This window comes from bacterium 336/3 (assembly GCA_001281695.1).
Taxonomy (GTDB): Bacteria; Bacteroidota; Bacteroidia; order Cytophagales; family Thermonemataceae; genus Raineya.
The window spans coordinates 1,829,361-1,848,873 of sequence record LJIE01000001.1 but is presented as its reverse complement, the minus strand read 5'-3'; the positions used below and the strand labels follow the sequence as shown (position 1 = coordinate 1,848,873).

Genomic DNA, 19,513 nt, shown 5'->3' with positions numbered 1-19,513 from the left:
ATTTTTGTTGTATTTTATTGATTAATTATTTTATTATACTCTGCTAAATTCAAAGCTCCTTTTTTAGCTTTGATTGCTTTTAAAATTTTTATCATCACTGGTGTAGAAAGATGCCCTGCTGGAATCATATTACCCTTGTCTTGGATTTGCAAGTTTCTAAACTGGACATCCAAAATAAAAACATTATTCTTTTCTGCAAAAGATTTTACTTGTTCAAAGTTTTGTACTTTCTCTCCTTTATCAAACTCTTTGATGTCTTCGCTTGGGAAAGAACATTCCAAATTTTGTAAACCATAACCCAAAGGTTTGAGTTCCTCATACAATTTAAACATAGTTTTTAGATTTTTCTCTAATTCAGCATTTTGTAATGCTTCTTTTTCACTTTCTTCATTTGCTCCTCCAATATCACTTTGGTAATCTTTTCCTGTATTAATGATTGTTGCCAGTTTGTTTTCTAATATACTATATTTATCCCCTCTGGAGAGTTGTGTTTCAGGCAATTCAATACCCAAAGCCATTTGCATCAAACTTAGTGCTCCCCAATCTGCATGCCCCCAAAGGTGTTTAGCTTTGGCTAAATGGGCATCTTGCCCATCAAATTTAGCCCCATCATCATCAACAATAATACCCTCTTCTTGTGTACCACCACCTTTTCCTTTTATAGCCTTTGTACTAGCATCTATTTTTTTTCCAAGTTCAGAGTTTTTTATTGCATTATCGAGTTTATTAAACCAGCCATTTTCTTTTTCTTCTTTCCCTTCTGCTACTTTTTCACCAAATATATTTTTTATTTCATCTGCACTAGCATCCATTTTTTTTCCAAATTCCCAGTTTCTCATTGTATTATCAAATCTATTATACAAACTCTCTTCTTCTTCCTCTGGTTTCATATTCTTCACAGCATCAGTTGTTGCTTTTGAAGCTGCTTTTTTAGCTTGTGTTTCTTGAGGGTTAGCTTTCACACTCTTTACAGCCTTGTTCTTTGTTTCATCTTCTTTTCCAGCCAAGAAACCTAAAGTCTTTTTTTTTCCTTTTTCAACTGTATCAAAAACGGAAGCAGTTTTCTTAGAAATACTTTTACCCATGCTTTCTTGCCACTCCACAAAGCTTAAATTATTCAATGCATCTCCTACTTTGAGTGTCTTTTTATCACTATTGATTTCTTGGAGACGCTTCACTTTAATGGCTATTTTATCATCAGGGAGGTCAGGATACATTTTCCTTGCAATCTTCCAAAAGTCATCACCCTCTTGTACTATATATTTTGGCATCCAAGTAGGATAAGGGTCTTTTTCAGTAGTTGTATTGGTAAAGTTAGTTTGGTTATTTTGGGAAAACTGGAAACTCATAGTTGTATATTTTTAAAGATACAATATAAAGATGTCTTTATATTTATTTGTTTTCTAACAAAAACTATGTTTTTTTGCTTTATTCTATCAAAAATAAAAAAAAGGAATTACGAAACCAAAAATATGCAGTTTTCTTCAGAAAATTTTACGTCAAATACACAAGCCTTAGAAAAAGAATTAGAGTGGTTGATTACCATTATACAAGCTCGCTTCAAAGAAATTACAGAAGATAAAGTAATAAAATTTCCAAATCCGCCTCAATTAATTCAAAAATCTTATTATAATGCCTTTTTAGAGAATGTTCCTGAGAATTTAAAAACACCAGTTCGCCTGCTACTCATTTTAAGTATGGCAAAAGCATTACGACCTTCTGTGTTAGAACTTTTACATGTAAATAACCCCTATACGCAAAAAAATTATGCAAATTTTGGAATCATAGCAGAAAACTCTTTTGTAATGCCTTCTGTACAAACTTTTTTGTATTTAGCCACAGGCGAAAATATTGCTGATAGAGTTTTTTTGGGTAATTTTTTTAACCCTGATAATATTTTTCTTGCTAATAACATCATAGAGCTAAGGGGGCAAAGTAAAGACCTTTATCAGAAAACCATTCATATTTCAGATGAGTATTTTGAATATTTCACAACTGGCAATTCTTACCAATACCAATATTCTGAAGATTTCCCTGCTACTCTTTATACCACCGAAGAAAACTGGGACGATTTGATTCTCCCTGAAAGAACTACTTTCTACCTCCAAGATATCTTTGCTTGGATGAGAAACTATAATACTATTGTTCAAGACCCTACTTTCAAGAAATTTACCAAAGGAATGAAATTTCTATTGCATGGTGAGCCTGGAACTGGTAAAAGTATCTCTGTAGCTCTCTTTGGAAAAGATTTTGGAAAACCTGTTTATCGAATTGACCTCTCACAAGTGGTCAGTAAATGGGTGGGAGAAACATCCAAAAACATTGGAAAAATATTTGATATTGCTAGAAATAAAGACTGGATTCTATTCTTTGATGAAGGAGATGCTCTCTTTGGGAAAAGAACTGAAAACAACTCTGCCAATGATCGTTATGGAAATCAGGAAATTGCCTATTTACTTCAAAGAATAGAAGACCACAAAGGTATTATTTTCATGGCAACCAACAAACTTCCAAATATGGATAAGGCTTTTGTCAGAAGGTTCAATGTCAGAGTCCCTTTCCCTATTCCTGATGCTAATACTCGTTATGATATTTGGTGTGAAGCTTTCAAAGATCTTGAATTAGGAAATGTCAATTTTGAATATTTTGCAGCCAAAGTAGATAATACAGGAGCTTCCATCAGGTCTTTTGCAAGGTATTGTAAAATATGGATGCTCGAAAAAAACATGAAACACCTCAACCATGATGAAGTGGCTGGGCTTTTACAAACACATTTAGAGCATGAGGGTAAAATATGGTCGCCTAATACCAGACTTTAATAAAAAAATCATTCTAAAATACCTCTACAATTCACCTAACATGGTAGAAAACAACAAAGAATCTTGTTTTTAGGCTTAATTTCTCTTATTTAACTTGATTTAAATATACTTTTACTTCTTTTTTTGTAGGAAAACGTTTACTATTTTTTCCTAAAGCTTGGTTTATAGCTTCTCCTACAGGATTTTCTTTAATTATTAAATCTTTGATATTGAGTTTTGCTAATATGTCAATTTCTAAAATCTGATTGGTACTTAAATCTAACTTGTGTAATAAAACTAAATTTTCCAAAACAGTAATATCTGTAATACTATTTCTGGATAAATTTAATGTATGTAGCTTTTTCAAATTTTTAAGAGGGTTTATATCTGATATACCACAATAAGTAGCATCTAGCTCTTCTAACTCCGTTAAGTTTGCCAATGCATCAATATTTTTGATTTCACAAAATTTTATTTGTAAGCTTTTTAAGTTTTTAAGATTTGCCAAAGGGCTTAAATCTGTTAAAAATGATTTATTATATGATAAATCTAAATATTGTAGTTTGTCCAGCTTTCCAACATCTGATACATCTTCTATTTGGCATATATATAGTTTTAATTTTTGTAAAGATGGTACATTTAGTAGATTTTGGGTGTTTTTTATTTGTCCTCCATCTATGCTTAATACTTTCAGTTGCTTAGGCAATGGTGGTATCTGAACAAGTGGTTCAAAAAGATTATCTTTTCCTGAAAAAGTTTTATAATAACTTCCCAATTTTATTTCTTCAAGCCAGTAGAATTCTGTTAAACATTCTAATTCTGGTTCTTTGCCTGTAAGCCATAAATAGAAACTTTTAGAACCTGATGGAGCATTACTTAAATTTAGGCTAGGTGCTTTTGTTTGAATGTTTTTATCTAAAACAGTTAATAACTCTTGTTTTCTTTCATCTTGTAATGCCTGATACTCTAGCAAATCTGAAGAAGAAATCACACCATTTTCTAATATAAGTTTTTTACCTAAAAAGCATTCTAATTCATTGATTGGAGGTAATTGATTTGTATCCATATGTTTTATTATGAAAAATTCGTTGTAGATAATATCATTATACATTTATTATTTTGAGTCATCAATATTGTATTGTCTTCGTTGTTCTTTTGCATCTTCACAAATTTGTTTATTTCTATTGATAAAATTAGGAGCATAATAAATCTTTCTTAATAAAAGTTTATCAGTACTTTTTAGTTTTGGAATAGGGATGCATGTATTATATCCAAAAAATCGTAATCTTGTATGTCGAGTTCTCCCAACCTGAATAATATAACCTTTTTCTACTTCTATGCCATTTTCTGTAAACAACACTCCTAAAGTCATATAACCAGGGTAAAGAAGTATTTTTTCTTGACAATAATCATAAAAAACATCTTTTACATGTTTTAATCTTTCTACTCTTCTTCGAATGCTATCAAATGTAATATGAGATTTAAGGATTCCACCAAATTTCTTTAATCTGCTATTTTTTCTAATAATTCTGGTAATTTTTCTATCCATATGTTTAGAAGCAATCTCCTTCATTTTCTGAATCATCTTCTGCTCTTGAGAAAGAGGCGTACAATAATAACATTCAGGTTCTAAGACTCTCATTTTTTGAAATAATTTTCCATAAAAATGATATTTATCTATTGTTGTATCTGTAGCATTGATAGTATTATTAAAATAGTATTCATTCACAAGTTGATAGCCTCCATAATAACTCATCATTCCACACAAACCATTGAACGGATTCAAATCTTTTATAACAATAGGGCGGAAAAGCGTGTTATACACCAGACAAAACGACTCGGGAGTTTTGAGTTTTACAATCTGACGAACAATGTTATTGTAATACAATGAATCTCTGTTTTTATTCTGAAGGGTACTCACATCTGTAAGCTGATATACAAGTGTATCTAATTTTGTAATAGGAGGATTATTTAAAAACATAAACTGCCAAGGCGTATCAATATCATTGATATTTTGATTATCAGTTTTAAATATACTATCACAGTCAGGCTTATATTTTAACCTTTTTTTAACATCCTTAGGAATATATATTTCAACAGGTTTTTCGATGGTTTTATAATAATAAGACCAACTCATATATATATCATATTTGGCTCGAATGGCATAGTAAACCTCCGCATGAAACGTAATAGGGTCTTTCTTGTAATCTATGGAATCTTTTAAATAATATTTATTTAAAGCTCTTGAACCTCCATATCGGTTCACAATCCATGCCATGCGTGAAAGTTCAGTTCTTTTATTATAATCTATATAACGACAACAGAAATCCGCTAAAAAGTAAAATGATTCATTCATTTTTAAGGATGCTATTGAATCAACAAGTTTTACTAAAAAAGTTGAATCGTACTTTTCATAGCGATTCAACTTTTTAATCATACTTCTAAGCCAATTCCTGTTACCTGCTATTTTTCTTGTACTACCTAAATCTCGCCAATCGGTAATTGTATTGATATTTTCATCTGTAATTTTCACTTGTACCTTTTTTTGAGCATATCCCATTGATAATGCTAAAACTAACATGATCAATAGGATAGAATAGTCTTTATGCGAAGTGAATAAAATCATCTTGTTAGCTGTATAAATAAGTTATTTTCTGGTTCATTAGCTTTATTAAGGCTAATTTTAAGTTGAATTGTAGAGCCTGTCAACTCAGTGATACTAAATTTATAAGAACTGCTTGAATTACTAAAAACAGTATTTGTTTGTGGTTTAATAGAAAAAACATTAGATGTCTGATTACTCCACAAGCCTTTTTCAACATCTTCGTTCATTTTATTTTTCAATGTATAGTCCAAATCTGTAAAAACGGCAACTCCTCCTATCATATCGCTCATATTTGGTGGAGTAACACCTGCTTTGTTAGTAATACTCAATATACTCCATTTGCCTTTCGGAGATATAATTTTTGTATCTTCTTGTTTAGCTTTTTGGCATCCACTAAAAAACACAATTAAAACAAATAAAAAATAAGCCTTCATTTTCATAATTTTAAGATTTAATAATTTTCTACATTTTAGAGATTCGAATTACTTGATGAGAGAATTCTTTTGATAATTCCAAGAAATACACTCCCTGAGGCAATGAGGCAATATCCAAAGTGAGATTTGAACCATCTATTCTGCCCTCTTTTACTACCTTACCCATGCTGTTAAGTAATTTGAAACTATAATTGCTACTTTGCTTTAAATCAATATGGATTTTATCTTGGCTGGGATTGGGATATACTTTTTCTACAATCTGATTTTTTGAGTCTATACCCGCAATAGGATCAACAATAAAGTTGTATTCTTTGGTAACACTACACACTCCATTAGATACCTGAATGGTAAAATTTGAAGCTACAGGAGAAGTTGGTGTACCAGAAATAACACCTGTTGAAGTATTGAGAATCAGACCAGTAGGCAATGTACCAGCCGTTACAGCCCAAGAGAGCATACCACCCAACATATTTTGAGTGAGTGTTTGGGTATAAGGTTGTAACAAAGGAGCAACTAGTAAATCTGAAAAAACTACATTATTAGAGTTAGGACAACTTGGAAGAATTCTTACCAAATTATTTCTAGCCACTCCGTTATAAGCATAAAAATATCCTCCTGCTATAATTTTTCCATCTGGTTGTAAATCTATTGTTTCTATGCCTCCTGTAACTCCTAAAGCATTGACATTAAAATTTGTATCTCGTGTACCATCTGAATTTAAGCATGTTATTCCTTGACTAATATTTACACCATTATAAGTAGTAAAATATTCACCACCCACCAGTATTTTTCCATCTGACTGAATAGTGATAGCTCTAACACCATTATTAAACCCTGTTCCAATGTTGAAAGTGTTATCGAGTGTACCATTTGTATTTAATCTGGCTATTCGATTCACAGAGCTACCATTGTAGGTAGTAAAATACCCTCCTGCTATAATTTTTCCATCTTTTTGAAGAGCGAAAGTTGTAGGAGAATTGTTGAATCCTGTTCCAACACTAAAAGTATTGTCTATGCTGCCATCTACATTCAAACGAACTATCAATTCTCTGGCAGTACCATTATAGCTGGTAAAACTTCCTCCTACCAATATTTTTCCATCTGACTGAATTATTATTGCTTCAGCTTGATTATCAAAACCAGTCCCAATATTAAATGTATTATCTAAAGTACCATTTGTATTGAGTCTGGCAATATAATTTACACTTGTACCATTGTATTCGGTAAAATTTCCAGTTAATATTATTTTTCCATCAGGTTGTAAAGCTATATTACGAACAAATTGATTAAAACCAGTTCCTACATTAAAGGTATTATCGAGAGTGCCATCAGCATTCAGTCGTGCTATTCGATTCACAGATGTGCCATCATAATCTGTAAATCCTCCTACTCCTATAATCTTTCCGTCTGGTTGTATTATAAAACTAGAAAAAGAATTATTAAAACCAGACCCAACAGTATTAAAGGTATTATCTAGCGTACCATCAGCATTTAAACGCATTAAGAACTTTCGAGCTTCATTTCCAAAAAGACGAAACCCTCCAGCTACTATTATTTTCCCACTAGGTTGCACTTTTACTTGTCTTACACTTTGGCTTACTCCTGAAGCTGTATTGAGTAAGCTATCCCATGAACCATTTGCATTGAGGCGAACCAAAATTGATGCAGGATTATTATTAAAACGATTAAAAATCCCCCCAGCCAATATTTTTCCATCTGATTGAATTTTAATATCAAAAACACTTACATCAAAGCCTGTCCCAATATTAAAAGTATTATCTAACGTACCATCAGCATTGAGTCTGGCAATTCGATTGGTTGTAGTACCATTATAATTAGTAAAGCCTCCACCTACCAGTATTTTCCCATCAGATTGTAATGTCAAAGACTGAATAAAATTATTGAATCCTGTCCCAATATTAAAAGTATTATCCAATGTGCCATCTGTATTGAGTCTGGCTATTCGATTGACAGAGCTACCATTATAACTCGTAAAAGCCCCACCTACCAATATTTTTCCATCAGATTGTAGAGCAAGACAAGCAGAATATTGATTAAAACCAGTCCCAATATTAAAAGTATTATCTAAACTACCATCTGTATTGAGTCTAGCTATACGATTGACAGAGCTACCATTATAACTCGTAAAAGTTCCTCCTACTATAATTTTTCCATCACTCTGAATAAAAATAGATTCCAATTGAATACCATCATTCAACCCTGTACCTGTTGTAGCAAAAGTGTTATCTCGTGTACCATCAGCATTTAAACGAACTATTTGGCTAACTGCATTACCATTATAACTAGTAAAATATCCTCCTACTACCATTTTTCCATCAGATTGTATAGCAATAGAAGTAACTGGTCCATTAAATCCTGTGCCAATATTGAAGGTATTGTCTAAGCTGCCATCTGTATTGATTCTAGCTATTCGACTCACAGATGTATCATTATAACTTGAGAATTCACCACCAACAAGAATTTTCCCGTCTGAAAGCACTTTAACCACAGATAAATCACTTCCTCCTTCAAACCCTGTTCCAATATTGAAGGTATTATCAAACGAACCATTTGCATTGAGGCGAACCAAACCATCCATAATATTACCTAATACTAATATTTTTCCATCAGACTGTGTAGCCAATCCATAGATTGTCCCATTTAGAGATATACCATTATCTGCTACATTAAAAGTAGGGTCGTTATTGCCAGCTTGTCCATAGCTTTGTTGGAAATTTAATAAGCACATCAAGCTTACTAGAAATGATAAATAAAGTTTCTGTTTCATATAATTATTAATTTTTTAACAAAAATATGATATGCTCAGAATCTTAATAAACATACTGAGTTTGTTAAGGAGAATATTAGTTTATAAAAAAACAGCTATTATCAAAAGATAATAACTGTTTAGAAGTCATATAAAATTCATGTTTCATTATTTGACTATAAACTCACGATTATTGGCTGTATGTGTATATATAATAACTCTGCTCTCCTTTAATTTAATAGTATCTCCTACATTCATTAGATATTCGCTACGAGCATTGTCATGAATGAAATCTGTTTTTCCATAACTTTGTCCTTTCTCACAGACTTCAATATCAATTCTTTTTCCTGACCAGTTAATCACAGTAACATAATTAGCCTGAACTGTGTCATCTGTACTATTTTCATTTTCCGTAGATGAATGAACCATATATTCATAATGATTAGCCCCAAATGTATGCACCCAATGGTCTTTATCTTCTTTATTAAATTTCAAAGTAAATGAACCTTTAGCTATGCTTTCACTTTGAAAACTTCCGTTAGGAGAAGGCAGAAAACATTCTATTCCTACAGAATATTCATCAGGCTCTAAATTTCTTAATAATGTATTAAAGTAGTAATCTACATCTTTGTATTGATGAGGAGAATCCCAATAGTTCATTTTATCCATGTGGACAAAATCATAATAAAAAGTTGTCCATATTTCTGCACTAGGTGTTCTGGCAAAATTCACTGAAAATACAGCCTTTTCTACATCATTTATGAGTATTCTGTATCCTAACAAAACAATATCTGTTTCGTACCAAGTATTGGAAGGATATACTCCACTACTTTCTAATGTTTTATAGATATTGAGTACACTTTTATCCAAGTAGACTCGCCCCCTTATAAATTCATTCAGGCGAAAAGATGTTTTTTCAAAAGATGGATTGGGATTATCTGCTAATATTTTTTCTGTGGAAAATATAATTTTTCCTACGTTTTTTCCATGAAATTCATTCCAGATTCCTTGATCTTTATATAATTCTGACATATTTATGATATAAATTTATATGATAATATTAAGCATCTTCTAAAATCTCACCTTCTAGCTCACAAGTAAAACTGAAATTGATCATATACCCTGGTAAAAAACCATTGATATAATTTTTAGGTCCTTTATGTGGCCACAAGGCTTCTGCATCAAAATCAGGTCTTTTACCATGTTTTTCATCCCAATATTGTTCTAATCCTAAATATTCACCATTTTCATCTCTATCATAATTGCTCCACTCTTCCGATTTAGATATCTCTAATCCATCAAGATCTCGAATATCTACTTCTTTCCAAACACTTAATGGATCGTCTTCACCATAATTTTTATCATAGTTAAAACTAATTTCCATTTCGTTTTTTTGAGAAAATAAGATATTCTTCCTTTCATCTATGATAGGATTTTTTAAGTCAAGAGTGAAGTTTAGATATTTTTTATATTTTTCTATCAACTCTTTTTTTAAAGACTCTGGCATGGGTGCATAGCTTCCATCTTGCTCATAATAAAGCCATTGATTATCCTCATCAGGAACTTCAAGCGAGTTTAAGTCTACAAGTATCTGAAGTCCCGACATCAGCTCTCTTAAGGTTTTTGCATTTTCATTGGTACTCATAAGCGAATATTTCCTAAAATATCCGAAGGCCTTACCATTTGCACCATTTCCCAATTCAATGGGGTTCATTTTTACAGATTTTATTTTGATTGCCATAGGTTTTTATAGATTATTTAACATTTTCACAAAGGATGGGATAATCTGAGAACCTTACAGTTTCAGAAGCTCCATAACTTGAACCACCTAAGTATTGTTGCCCAATTTCCATAACATAAATTTGGCAAGAACCATCTGCTTTTTTTACAGCAACAGCAGCTTTTCTAGTACGATTTTCTATTATACTTGTCCACTCATTTCTATTGACAAGCCAATCATGTTTTGTCAAGTTTACTTTGATAATTTTCTCACCAGCAAACCCTAATTTCCCAAAAGCAATTTTAAACTCTTGTTCTATAGCAGGATCACTTGTTATGGCAGCAGGCATACGAGCCTCTTTTAAAAGTCTGGTTTTATTTTCTTTGGTAAAAGTTTCTAAGTTTATTTTTGAGATTTTAGAAGTCAACTCTTTCATCTTTTTATACCCATTTGCAAATGTGGTATTATTGGGATAAACCTGCCTTGCAGCATCTATATAAGTTTCATGGATAGTTATTTCTTGAATATATCCCTTTAAGCTATTGACCAGAGTATAGAACTTCAAGTTTTCTTCATATCCCTTAATTTCCTCATCCAAATTACTAAAATACCTAATTGTAATACTTTTTATTGTTGATGCTGAATCTTTCATTACTCTGGGGTCTTTTTCCATAGCTAGAAATTGTGCCAAATCATTTTTATATTCTGCTATTTCCTTATTACATTTTTCAAACTCTTCAGGCTTATTTCCTCTATATTTCAAAGCTTTGTCATTACTTCTATCAAAAAGTCTTGATAAACTACCTGAGGTTTCAACTAGCATATGACGTTGATCTACTATCACTGTTTGCTGTTTCTCATGTTGCCCCTGCCATTTCTTTAATTCAGCTTCTAAAGATGCTGTATTATAGTTTTTATCCTTCATCTTAATATTATTGATAGCTGTTTGAGCTGCTTGAACATAACTGCCCATTGTATTATATTTCTCTTTAGGCATTTCCTCCAACTTCTTTATATTTTTCCAAAAAGTTTTGATTTGCCCCTTGGCTGGGCTACTTTCATCGGCAGGGCTTAAGACAATGTCATCTCCCTTTTTGGTAGGTTGTGCTTTATTTACAATAGCACAACCCATCAAAAACATAGCTAAAATGAATATTTTAAATTCTTTTCTCATAATTGTAAGTTATTATTTATTGAGTAATAAGATTAGATTAAACTGAGGTTTTGAGGCAGCAGCAATATTAAGTTTCAATTCCAATGAGTTTGAAGTTAACAGACTACTCAATACATAAGGATTTGACTGATTGGGAAATACAGACACAGCAGAAGGACTCATCTGTAAACTATTGCTACTGGCTGTATAAACATAAGTCCCTGATTCTACCACATTTCCTCCATTATCTTTCAACTCATAATCTTTATCTGTGAAATTAGCTGTTCCTCCTACCAAACCAGACAAACTGTTAGGTAAAGCCCCTCCTATTTCAAAACTCACATTTGTGATGCTCCAAACTCCTTTGGGGCTTAGACTAGGATTACTACTTTTCTTTTTACATTGGCTGGTGAGTAATAAGATACTCATACCAAATAACCATATCAATGATCTGATTTTCATAATGTATATATTAAATGTGAATATGTTTGACTACTGTTTGATAATTTTGATAGTTTGTTTCTCTCCAGATATTTCTAAGAAATATACACCTTGAGGTAATGAGGTAATATCTAGTGTGATGTTTGTACTTTCTGTTTTACCTTCTCTCACTACCTTACCCAAGCTATTGAACATTTTAAAGCTATGAACACCACTTTGTTTAAAATCGATCTGGATTTTATCTTGACTAGGGTTGGGATATACTTTTTCTACTATTTGATTTTTTGAGTCTATGCCTGCTATAGGATCTACCACAAAATTGTATTCTTTAGAAACATTACATGCACCATTTGATGCCTGAATAGTAAAAACAGAGGTAACAGGTGTTGTGGGTGTACCTGAAATAACACCTGTGGAGGTATTCAGGCTCAAACCAGCAGGTAATGTACCATTTACAGACCATGTAATATTTCCATTTAAGCCATTTTGGGTGATTGTTTGATTGTAGGGTTGTAATAAGGGTGCTACTGGTAAATCTGATAAACTTACGCTACTTGGACAACTGGGCATGATACGTGCTATGCCATTTCGGGCTACACCATTATATCTTGAAAAACCTCCACTTATTATAATTTTTCCATTTTTCTGAACACCTAAGCTATAAGCATCATCATTAAATCCAATTCCTGCATTAAAAGTGGCATCAATAGTACCATTTGGATTTAGTTGAATTAATCCATTACTTGGAGTACCATTATAACTCGTAAAGCCTCCCATAACCAAAATTTTTCCATTCGGTTGAAAACTTATATCATATACTGAGTTATCAAACCCAGTACCAATATTAAAAGTATTGTCTATTGTACCATTAGCATTTAATCTTGCCAGTTCATTATAAACAACCCCATTATATTCATAAATACCTCCTACCAAAATTTTTCCATCTGATTGAAAAAGAAAAACACGAGGAGCACTATCAAATCCAGTACCAGTAGGACTAAATGTATTGTCTAAACTGCCATTGCTATTCAAACGAACTACATCACTGCAAGCAGTTCCATTATAATCATTAAAACTACCAGATACCAAAATTTTACCATCTGGTTGAAGGCTGATCACATCTACTGAATAATCAAACCCTGTTCCGATATTGAAGGTATTATCGAGTGTACCATTGGCATTCAAACGAGCTATATAATTTTGGGTTGCCCCATTATAAGAATCAAAAGATCCCCCTACCAAAATTTTTCCATCTGATTGAATAGCAAAAACGTTAGGACGAGAGTTAAATCCCGTACCAGTTGTACTAAAAGTATTATCTATTGTACCATCAGGATTTAAACGAGCTATTTTATTTACAGGTGTGCCATTATAACTTGTAAAACTACCCCCTACCAATATTTTTCCGTCTGATTGAAGAGTTAGTGTTGAAATAGACTGATTGAAGCCAGTCCCAATATTAAAAGTATTGTCCAAAATACCATCAGGATTCAAACGACCTATTCTATTTACAGGTATTCCATTATAACTGCTAATAGAGCCATATAAAATAATTTTATCATCAGATTGTACTTTCACAGAAGTACCTCCATCACCATGAATACCTGTATTATTTTTCAAAGTATTATCTAAAGACCCATCAGCATTTAAACGTACAAGACCAAACTTGTAATTAGCTCCATTATAACTTGCAAAACTACCTCCTACCAAAATTTTTCCATCTGATTGAAATGCAAGTGTACTAGTACTTCCACTACTACCACCACTTCCCATACTTGCAGGATTGTCAATAGCTCCTGTACTCCCATTAAGTCTCACTAAACCACCTACTGATGTGCCATTGTATGTTATTCCTCCTGCTACCCATACATAATTGGTTGCTGGTTGGAGGATAATACCTCGAACACCTGACCCAAATCCAGAACCTCCATTATTAAAAGTATTATCAAAACTACCATTGGTATTCAAACGAACAATGTAATTGGCTGTATTACCATTGTAACTGGTAAAATATCCTCCTACCAATATTTTTCCATCTGATTGAATAGTTAAACTTGAAATTTGATTATTAAACCCTGTTCCAGTAGTAAAACCAGTGTCCAAAGTACCATTAGCATTTAGGCGAGCCATTCTATTTCGGGATGTTCCATTATAGTTTGTAAAATCTCCTGCAACTACAACTTTTCCATCTGACTGTATATCTAAAGCAATTACCCCAGTATCAAACCCAGTACCAATATTAAAAGAGTTATCCAAAGTACCATCAGGATTTAAACGAGCTATATTATTTCGAGCTGTTCCATTGTAGCTTGTAAAATATCCCCCTACTAAAATTTTCCCATCTGATTGTAGGGCTACACTATACACAGACCCATTAAATCCTGTTCCAACATTAAATGTATTATCCAAAGTACCATCCGCATTCAAACGGGCTATATTATTTCGAGATATACCATTATAGCTTATAAAATACCCCCCTACTAAAATTTTCCCATCAGATTGTAATATTAATTTAATACCATATCCAGAAAGTCCAGTCCCAACATTAAAAGTGTTATCTATTGTACCATCAGCATTGAGACGAGCTATTCCATCTCTAAAATACCCTCCTACTAAAATTTTTCCATTTGATAGAGGGATAATGCTAGAAACATTACCAAATATTCTTCCATTATCAGCTACATTGAAGGTTGCGTCATTACTACCAGCTTGTGCCCAAGCCTGTTGATTAAAAAAGCCCATACAAATGAGACTCATTAATACAATAAGATAATTTTTTCGTTTCATATACATACTAGATTATAAAGTTTTCACCAAACTTATAAATATGTAGGCTGTATATGACAACATCTTGAGTGTGTGTATGAGAAGTTTAGTTTATAACATTATCATCTTAATATTTGCAAGAAATGAGTAAGCATCTTAAAAAGATGCTCTTGAATTTATTTTTTTCTAATTTTTTCAATATTCTTAACGTATAATTTTACCACTCTTTTTTAACTCTTTGGACCAGATTTTCACTGTTGCTCGTTTTCCTATGTATACAGAATACAAGTTCAGAAGAGCCTCTTCTGGCAAGCTTTCCAGCTTATTACGATTTAAGTCCAAGGTCAAATTCTTCAGATTTCCTATTTCCACTGGCAAGGTTTTCAATTGATTGAAAGATATATCTAGACGGATAAGTTTTTTGAGTCCTCCAATTGTAGCAGGTATATATTTTAACTTATTATAAGATAAATATAAATAATTCAACTTTTGAACATTCCCAATTTCAACAGGTAGCTCTTCTAATTGATTATAACACATTTTTAAGTGCTTTAACTGATTTAATGCCCCTATTTCAGAAGGTAAACTTTTCAATTGATTATAAGGTATATCTAAAGTTGTTAGTTTTTTAAGATTCCCTATTTCAGCAGGCAATGTTTTGATTTGATTATGAGATAAGTACAAGCTATCCAGTTTACCAAAGTTGCCTATTGTGGGTGGTAATGTTTCCCGTTGATTGTGAGATAGCCAAATCACCTTGAGTTTTTTCAGATTTCCTATTTCAGAAGGGAGTTTTTTTAATTCGTTATGCATTAAATCTAAATAACTCAATTTTTTAAGATTCCCGATTGTAGCAGGCAATTCATCTATTTGGTTATATCTTAATGTTAAGCTAACTAATTTTTTGAGTTGCATTATTCCATCTGGAATTTTTCTTAGGCCATTCTTATCTAATCTCAAGAAAGTTAGTTCTTTTAAATTCCCTATTTCAGAGGGTAATTCCTTCAACTGATTACGGTCTACATTCAAATAACTCAATTTTTTAAGATTCCCAATTGTATCAGGCAGAATTCTTAATTCATTATTTTCTAGAACTAATGTTTTTAATTGTTCAAGTTTTTCAATTTCAGTAGGCAAGCTGCTTATCCTGCAACCTGAAAAGTTTATGATATTTAGATTTTTGAGTAAACCTATCTGCTTAGGTATTTCAGTTAGTCTTTTACAAGACACAACAATTTTTTCTATTATTAAGGGGTTTTCCACTTCTGGCATCCATTTCCATACCCAGTTGATCATAAAATGATAGTCTTCTATGTTATAACCTGAATATTCCTCTAATTCTGATGAGTAAGCTTGGGCCAATTCTAAAGCCAAGTTTAAATTTTCTTTGTTATTACTATATAATAATTCTAACAAATTCTTAAAATCTGATTTCATAGTTTTATATCCTTACATATTATAAATTTAAACTTGAAAGTATTTATTTTGGTAAGTTTTCGGGCTTGTTTACGATTTAAGAATAAAAACACATTCTTCAGTTCTTGTATTTCAACAGGTAATTCTTTGAGTTGATTGTAAGATATATCCAAGATTTTTAGTTTTTTGAGTTGCCCAATTGTAGCAGAAATATATCTCAAACGATTGTGTGATAAATAAAAACTATCTAATTCCTCTAAATTCCCTATTTCATTTGGTAAGTCTTCTATTTGATTATATTGTAAATCTAAATGATGAAGTTTTTTAAGATTCCCTATTTCAATGGGTATATTCTTTAAACAATTGTGCTTCAAATCCAAAGATTTTAATACTTCTAAGTTCCCTATTTCATTTGGCAGACTTTCTATTTGATTATCTTGCAAATTTAATTCACTTAAATTTACAAGATTACCTATTGCCCAATGCACACTTTTTAACTGATTGTGTTCTAAATTTAAATAATGCAGAAAAGTTAAACCTCCTATTTCATAAGGCAAATTTTCTATTTGATTATATCCTAAATTTAAATTAGAAACCTTACTTTCGTTAAAGGGTACATCTAAAGCATACAGATTCTCAATAGTATATACACTAATTATTTCTTCAATTGATATTTCTTCCAATTGATTATGAGACAAATCTAAATTACTTAATGACTCCAAATTACATATTTTATAAGGCATGGCTTGAAGTTTGTTATAAGACAAGTCAAGAGTGATAAGGCTTTTAAGTAGTATTATTTCTTGAGGTAAGCCTCTTAATTGATTGTTAGATAAGTTTAGATTTTCAAGATTTTTGAGTAAACCTATTTTAGAAGATAACTTTTTCAATTGATTATGAGAGAGGTCTAATCTTGTTAATTGCTCAAGACTATAAATTTCTTGAGGTATTTCCTGAAATCTATTTCCAGATAAATTTAATTCTTCAAGGTTTTTGAATAATTCTATCTGTTTAGGTATTTTATCTAATTTTCTGTTAGACAAATCAAGCCTTTTTATTTCTAAAGGATTGTCTAGCAAATTCTTAAAATCTGATTTCATGTAATAATCATCTCATTTTTTAAATTTTCATTCTCTTTTTCAATCTATTTCCATCATTTAAGGCTTTTCCCGCTTTTTCAGATTCTCCCAACCAATTATACAACTCTGAGATTTTGAAATAATAATCATAAATAAAATTAACCTTCTTAGAATGATTATGATATATAGAATCCTTGTACAGAGGGTCGTAGGTGGTATAATAAAGTATGGTTGTTGGTTTTGAATAATTGCTGATGATTATGGATTGCTCCATTGCCTTTATTTTATTGTTTAAGGCATCAATCGCCAATTTTAAGTGATCTTGTTTTTCATATATCTCTGCCAATACTTCATAAGGAGCCTGATAATTATTGCTTCTCATTTTGATAGCTTTTTTTACATAAGTTTTTGCTTTTTCAAAATCTTCCTTGAGTAGATAAATTTTAGCTATTTGAGTGAGAGCTTCTTGTGTTGAAATAGGATAAATAAGCTTATCAATAAAATAAGGTGAAAAATCAATAAGATTATTTGGTAAAAATTGGGGTTCCAGCTTGACAAATATCTCATAATATTTCAATGCTTGGTCATAGTCTTGTTTCTGATAGTATAAAAACTCTGCATAATAGAAATTGATGGCTCCTTTAGGTGTTTTTCCATTAAAACTCATATAATGAATATCTTCATGGGATAACGTAATTGCTTTCTCAAATAAATACTCAAGAGTCTCGAGAATCTTTTGATAACGAGTATAGTTGGTAGTCCATCGATAATATTGCCATAACACTTGTGTAACTGTAATCCATTCATATTGTAACACATCCAACTCTGACTCTAAAAGAGCATCCACAAAATATTCCCGATATGGATAAAAATTATGGGTAAGTTTTTCTATATTTTCATCATAAAAAGTTCCATCAGCATTTCCAATACCATATTGCTCTGGGTAGGCAATATCAAACAATTGTGCTGCCTTTAGAATAGCTGATGTTTTTTCTTTAGATAACTGCTTTTCAAGTATTTGAAAAATCCTGTGATAAATTTCATAACGAACATTTTCAGGATTTTCACCATAATTATAACTTTTCTCTCTCCAATCTGCGATGAAAGCTTGGCATTTAGAATAAAAATGAGTTAGAAATTCTTTATAATTTAAAAAATCATCAAAATCATGGATATTATATCTCCACGGCAGATATGCCATTCTCCATTTAGTAGCTACCCAAGCATACAAACCAATTGTTTTATCAGTAACATACAAATTATCATGTTTTTTTAAATAATTTAGAGTGTCTTCTGCCGAGTTGGAGCAAAGTAAAACTGTGTCTATAGGAATAATGAGTAATTGAATGAGTTCTATAAAATCTTTCCAACAGACATTTTTTTGGGTAAATAGCTTCTTTGTTTTAGGTTTAGCTAAAAAATCGTATATGGTACCATAAAAAATATATGATATGTTCCAAGAAAAATGATGCCAATCCTCTGATAGCGTTTCACTAAAACAAGAAATCCGACGATTATGCCAAAAAGTCTCTTCTGAGGATATGAAGTGTAAGAGCATATAAAAGTCCTCATCTGGCTTTTTAAAAGCTTCTTCATTCTCTTGGATAACTTTTGCAAATGCTTCCTCTGTAAACCTTTCCGTAGAAACGTATGCATCCATCAGACACTCCATAAAAACGGTATAAGTGGGTTTTTCTTGGTGTTTCTGTAAACATGTTACATAAAGCAATTGTAAAAACTCAAACAGGTCTGCTTCTAGGGATACTTGACTTGTAAATTTTTCATTCAATATACCCATGTACTCTTCCTGATTCATGATTTAGGACTGTTTCGATGAATGTAAAGTAAAAATTAGTATATGGGTGAATACTCATTCATATTCTCTACCCATTTCTATAATTAATAAAAGTGTAGCCCAAGTAGGATACCCCGTTAGTTCAAAAACATCATCATCTCCCTCCATCATCATCCAAGTAACGCCTCTTTCTAGTATGATACTGATATGCCAATTGAAGTATGAGTCTTGAGGTATTCCATTTTTTTGTATATAAGATATTTCTTCTTTTAAGAATCTTTTTAATTTATTTACATCATCCATTTCCTCATCAGATATAAATGTGTTTTTATTTAATGATAATATATTAATAGGTTTATGAGTCACTATCTGACCAGCCATTGACAATATCTCAACAAGAGCCTCCCAAGTAAGAAAAGAAAACTGATATGCTTCAATCAGTTCATGCAATGCCTCATAATACACATCTAATCTGCTATTACCTGTATTGATGCTATTTATCTTATCATAAAAATCTTTATTTGTCATATATCTTTCTT

Annotated in this window: 11 protein-coding genes and 4 pseudogenes; 1 reads left to right on the top strand and 14 read right to left on the bottom strand. The window is 31.6% G+C overall.

The window, feature by feature from the left end; genetic code table 11:
• Positions 1-14: 14 nt before the first annotated feature.
• A complete protein-coding gene (locus tag AD998_08635; protein KOY86203.1) occupies positions 15-1,349 on the bottom strand; it encodes a hypothetical protein in 1,335 nt (444 codons plus the stop codon).
• A 66-nt stretch (positions 1,350-1,415) separates the two neighbouring features.
• Between AD998_08635 and AD998_08630 the strand changes: the two genes are divergently transcribed.
• A complete protein-coding gene (locus tag AD998_08630) occupies positions 1,416-2,819 on the top strand; it encodes a hypothetical protein (protein KOY86202.1) in 1,404 nt (467 codons plus the stop codon).
• Positions 2,820-2,988: 169 nt separating this feature from the next.
• Here AD998_08630 and AD998_08625 read toward each other — a convergent pair.
• The 13 genes and pseudogenes from AD998_08625 to AD998_08565 form a co-directional block, all read right to left on the bottom strand.
• Positions 2,989-3,483, bottom strand: a pseudogene (locus tag AD998_08625) (hypothetical protein).
• A gap of 429 nt (positions 3,484-3,912) precedes the next feature.
• Positions 3,913-5,424, bottom strand: coding sequence for a hypothetical protein (locus AD998_08620; GenBank protein ID KOY86201.1), 1,512 nt, complete (start codon positions 5,422-5,424; stop codon positions 3,913-3,915).
• Positions 5,421-5,843: a hypothetical protein gene (locus AD998_08615; GenBank protein KOY86200.1), complete on the bottom strand. Its 423-nt coding sequence runs from the start codon at positions 5,841-5,843 to the stop codon at positions 5,421-5,423. Before AD998_08615 ends, AD998_08620 begins: the two co-directional genes overlap by 4 nt.
• 535 nt (positions 5,844-6,378) lie before the next feature.
• Positions 6,379-8,586: pseudogene (locus tag AD998_08610) on the bottom strand (hypothetical protein).
• Positions 8,587-8,772: 186 nt separating this feature from the next.
• Complete coding sequence (locus tag AD998_08605; protein ID KOY86199.1) at positions 8,773-9,636, bottom strand: hypothetical protein; 864 nt, start codon at positions 9,634-9,636, stop codon at positions 8,773-8,775.
• Between the two features lie 28 nt (positions 9,637-9,664).
• Positions 9,665-10,345, bottom strand: a complete 681-nt coding sequence (locus AD998_08600) for a hypothetical protein (protein ID KOY86198.1) — start codon at positions 10,343-10,345, stop codon at positions 9,665-9,667.
• A gap of 13 nt (positions 10,346-10,358) precedes the next feature.
• Positions 10,359-11,498 (bottom strand): hypothetical protein, encoded by a 1,140-nt coding sequence (locus AD998_08595; protein KOY86197.1) that lies wholly within the window; start codon positions 11,496-11,498, stop codon positions 10,359-10,361.
• A gap of 12 nt (positions 11,499-11,510) precedes the next feature.
• Positions 11,511-11,939, bottom strand: coding sequence for a hypothetical protein (locus tag AD998_08590; GenBank protein ID KOY86196.1), 429 nt, complete (start codon positions 11,937-11,939; stop codon positions 11,511-11,513).
• A 549-nt stretch (positions 11,940-12,488) separates the two neighbouring features.
• Positions 12,489-14,675, bottom strand: a pseudogene (locus AD998_08585) (hypothetical protein).
• 213 nt (positions 14,676-14,888) lie between these two features.
• Positions 14,889-15,998 (bottom strand): hypothetical protein, encoded by a 1,110-nt coding sequence (locus AD998_08580; protein KOY88118.1) that lies wholly within the window; start codon positions 15,996-15,998, stop codon positions 14,889-14,891.
• Positions 15,999-16,117: 119 nt separating this feature from the next.
• Positions 16,118-17,176, bottom strand: a pseudogene (locus AD998_08575) (hypothetical protein).
• 43 nt (positions 17,177-17,219) lie between these two features.
• A complete protein-coding gene (locus AD998_08570) occupies positions 17,220-18,995 on the bottom strand; it encodes a hypothetical protein (GenBank protein KOY86195.1) in 1,776 nt (591 codons plus the stop codon).
• A 54-nt stretch (positions 18,996-19,049) separates the two neighbouring features.
• The gene (locus AD998_08565) at positions 19,050-19,502 is read right to left on the bottom strand and encodes a hypothetical protein (GenBank protein KOY86194.1); all 453 of its coding nucleotides are present in this window, start codon (positions 19,500-19,502) and stop codon (positions 19,050-19,052) included.
• Positions 19,503-19,513: the final 11 nt, after the last annotated feature.

Coding starts and splice junctions, on each gene's coding strand:
- AD998_08595 (KOY86197.1), bottom strand. CDS start 11,498: ATGAGAAAAGAATTTAAAATATTCATTTTAGCTATGTTTTTGATGGGT.
- AD998_08630 (KOY86202.1), top strand. CDS start 1,416: ATGTTTTTTTGCTTTATTCTATCAAAAATAAAAAAAAGGAATTACGAA.
- AD998_08615 (KOY86200.1), bottom strand. CDS start 5,843: ATGAAAATGAAGGCTTATTTTTTATTTGTTTTAATTGTGTTTTTTAGT.
- AD998_08590 (KOY86196.1), bottom strand. CDS start 11,939: ATGAAAATCAGATCATTGATATGGTTATTTGGTATGAGTATCTTATTA.
- AD998_08605 (KOY86199.1), bottom strand. CDS start 9,636: ATGTCAGAATTATATAAAGATCAAGGAATCTGGAATGAATTTCATGGA.
- AD998_08565 (KOY86194.1), bottom strand. CDS start 19,502: ATGACAAATAAAGATTTTTATGATAAGATAAATAGCATCAATACAGGT.
- AD998_08600 (KOY86198.1), bottom strand. CDS start 10,345: ATGGCAATCAAAATAAAATCTGTAAAAATGAACCCCATTGAATTGGGA.
- AD998_08570 (KOY86195.1), bottom strand. CDS start 18,995: ATGAATCAGGAAGAGTACATGGGTATATTGAATGAAAAATTTACAAGT.
- AD998_08620 (KOY86201.1), bottom strand. CDS start 5,424: ATGATTTTATTCACTTCGCATAAAGACTATTCTATCCTATTGATCATG.
- AD998_08635 (KOY86203.1), bottom strand. CDS start 1,349: ATGAGTTTCCAGTTTTCCCAAAATAACCAAACTAACTTTACCAATACA.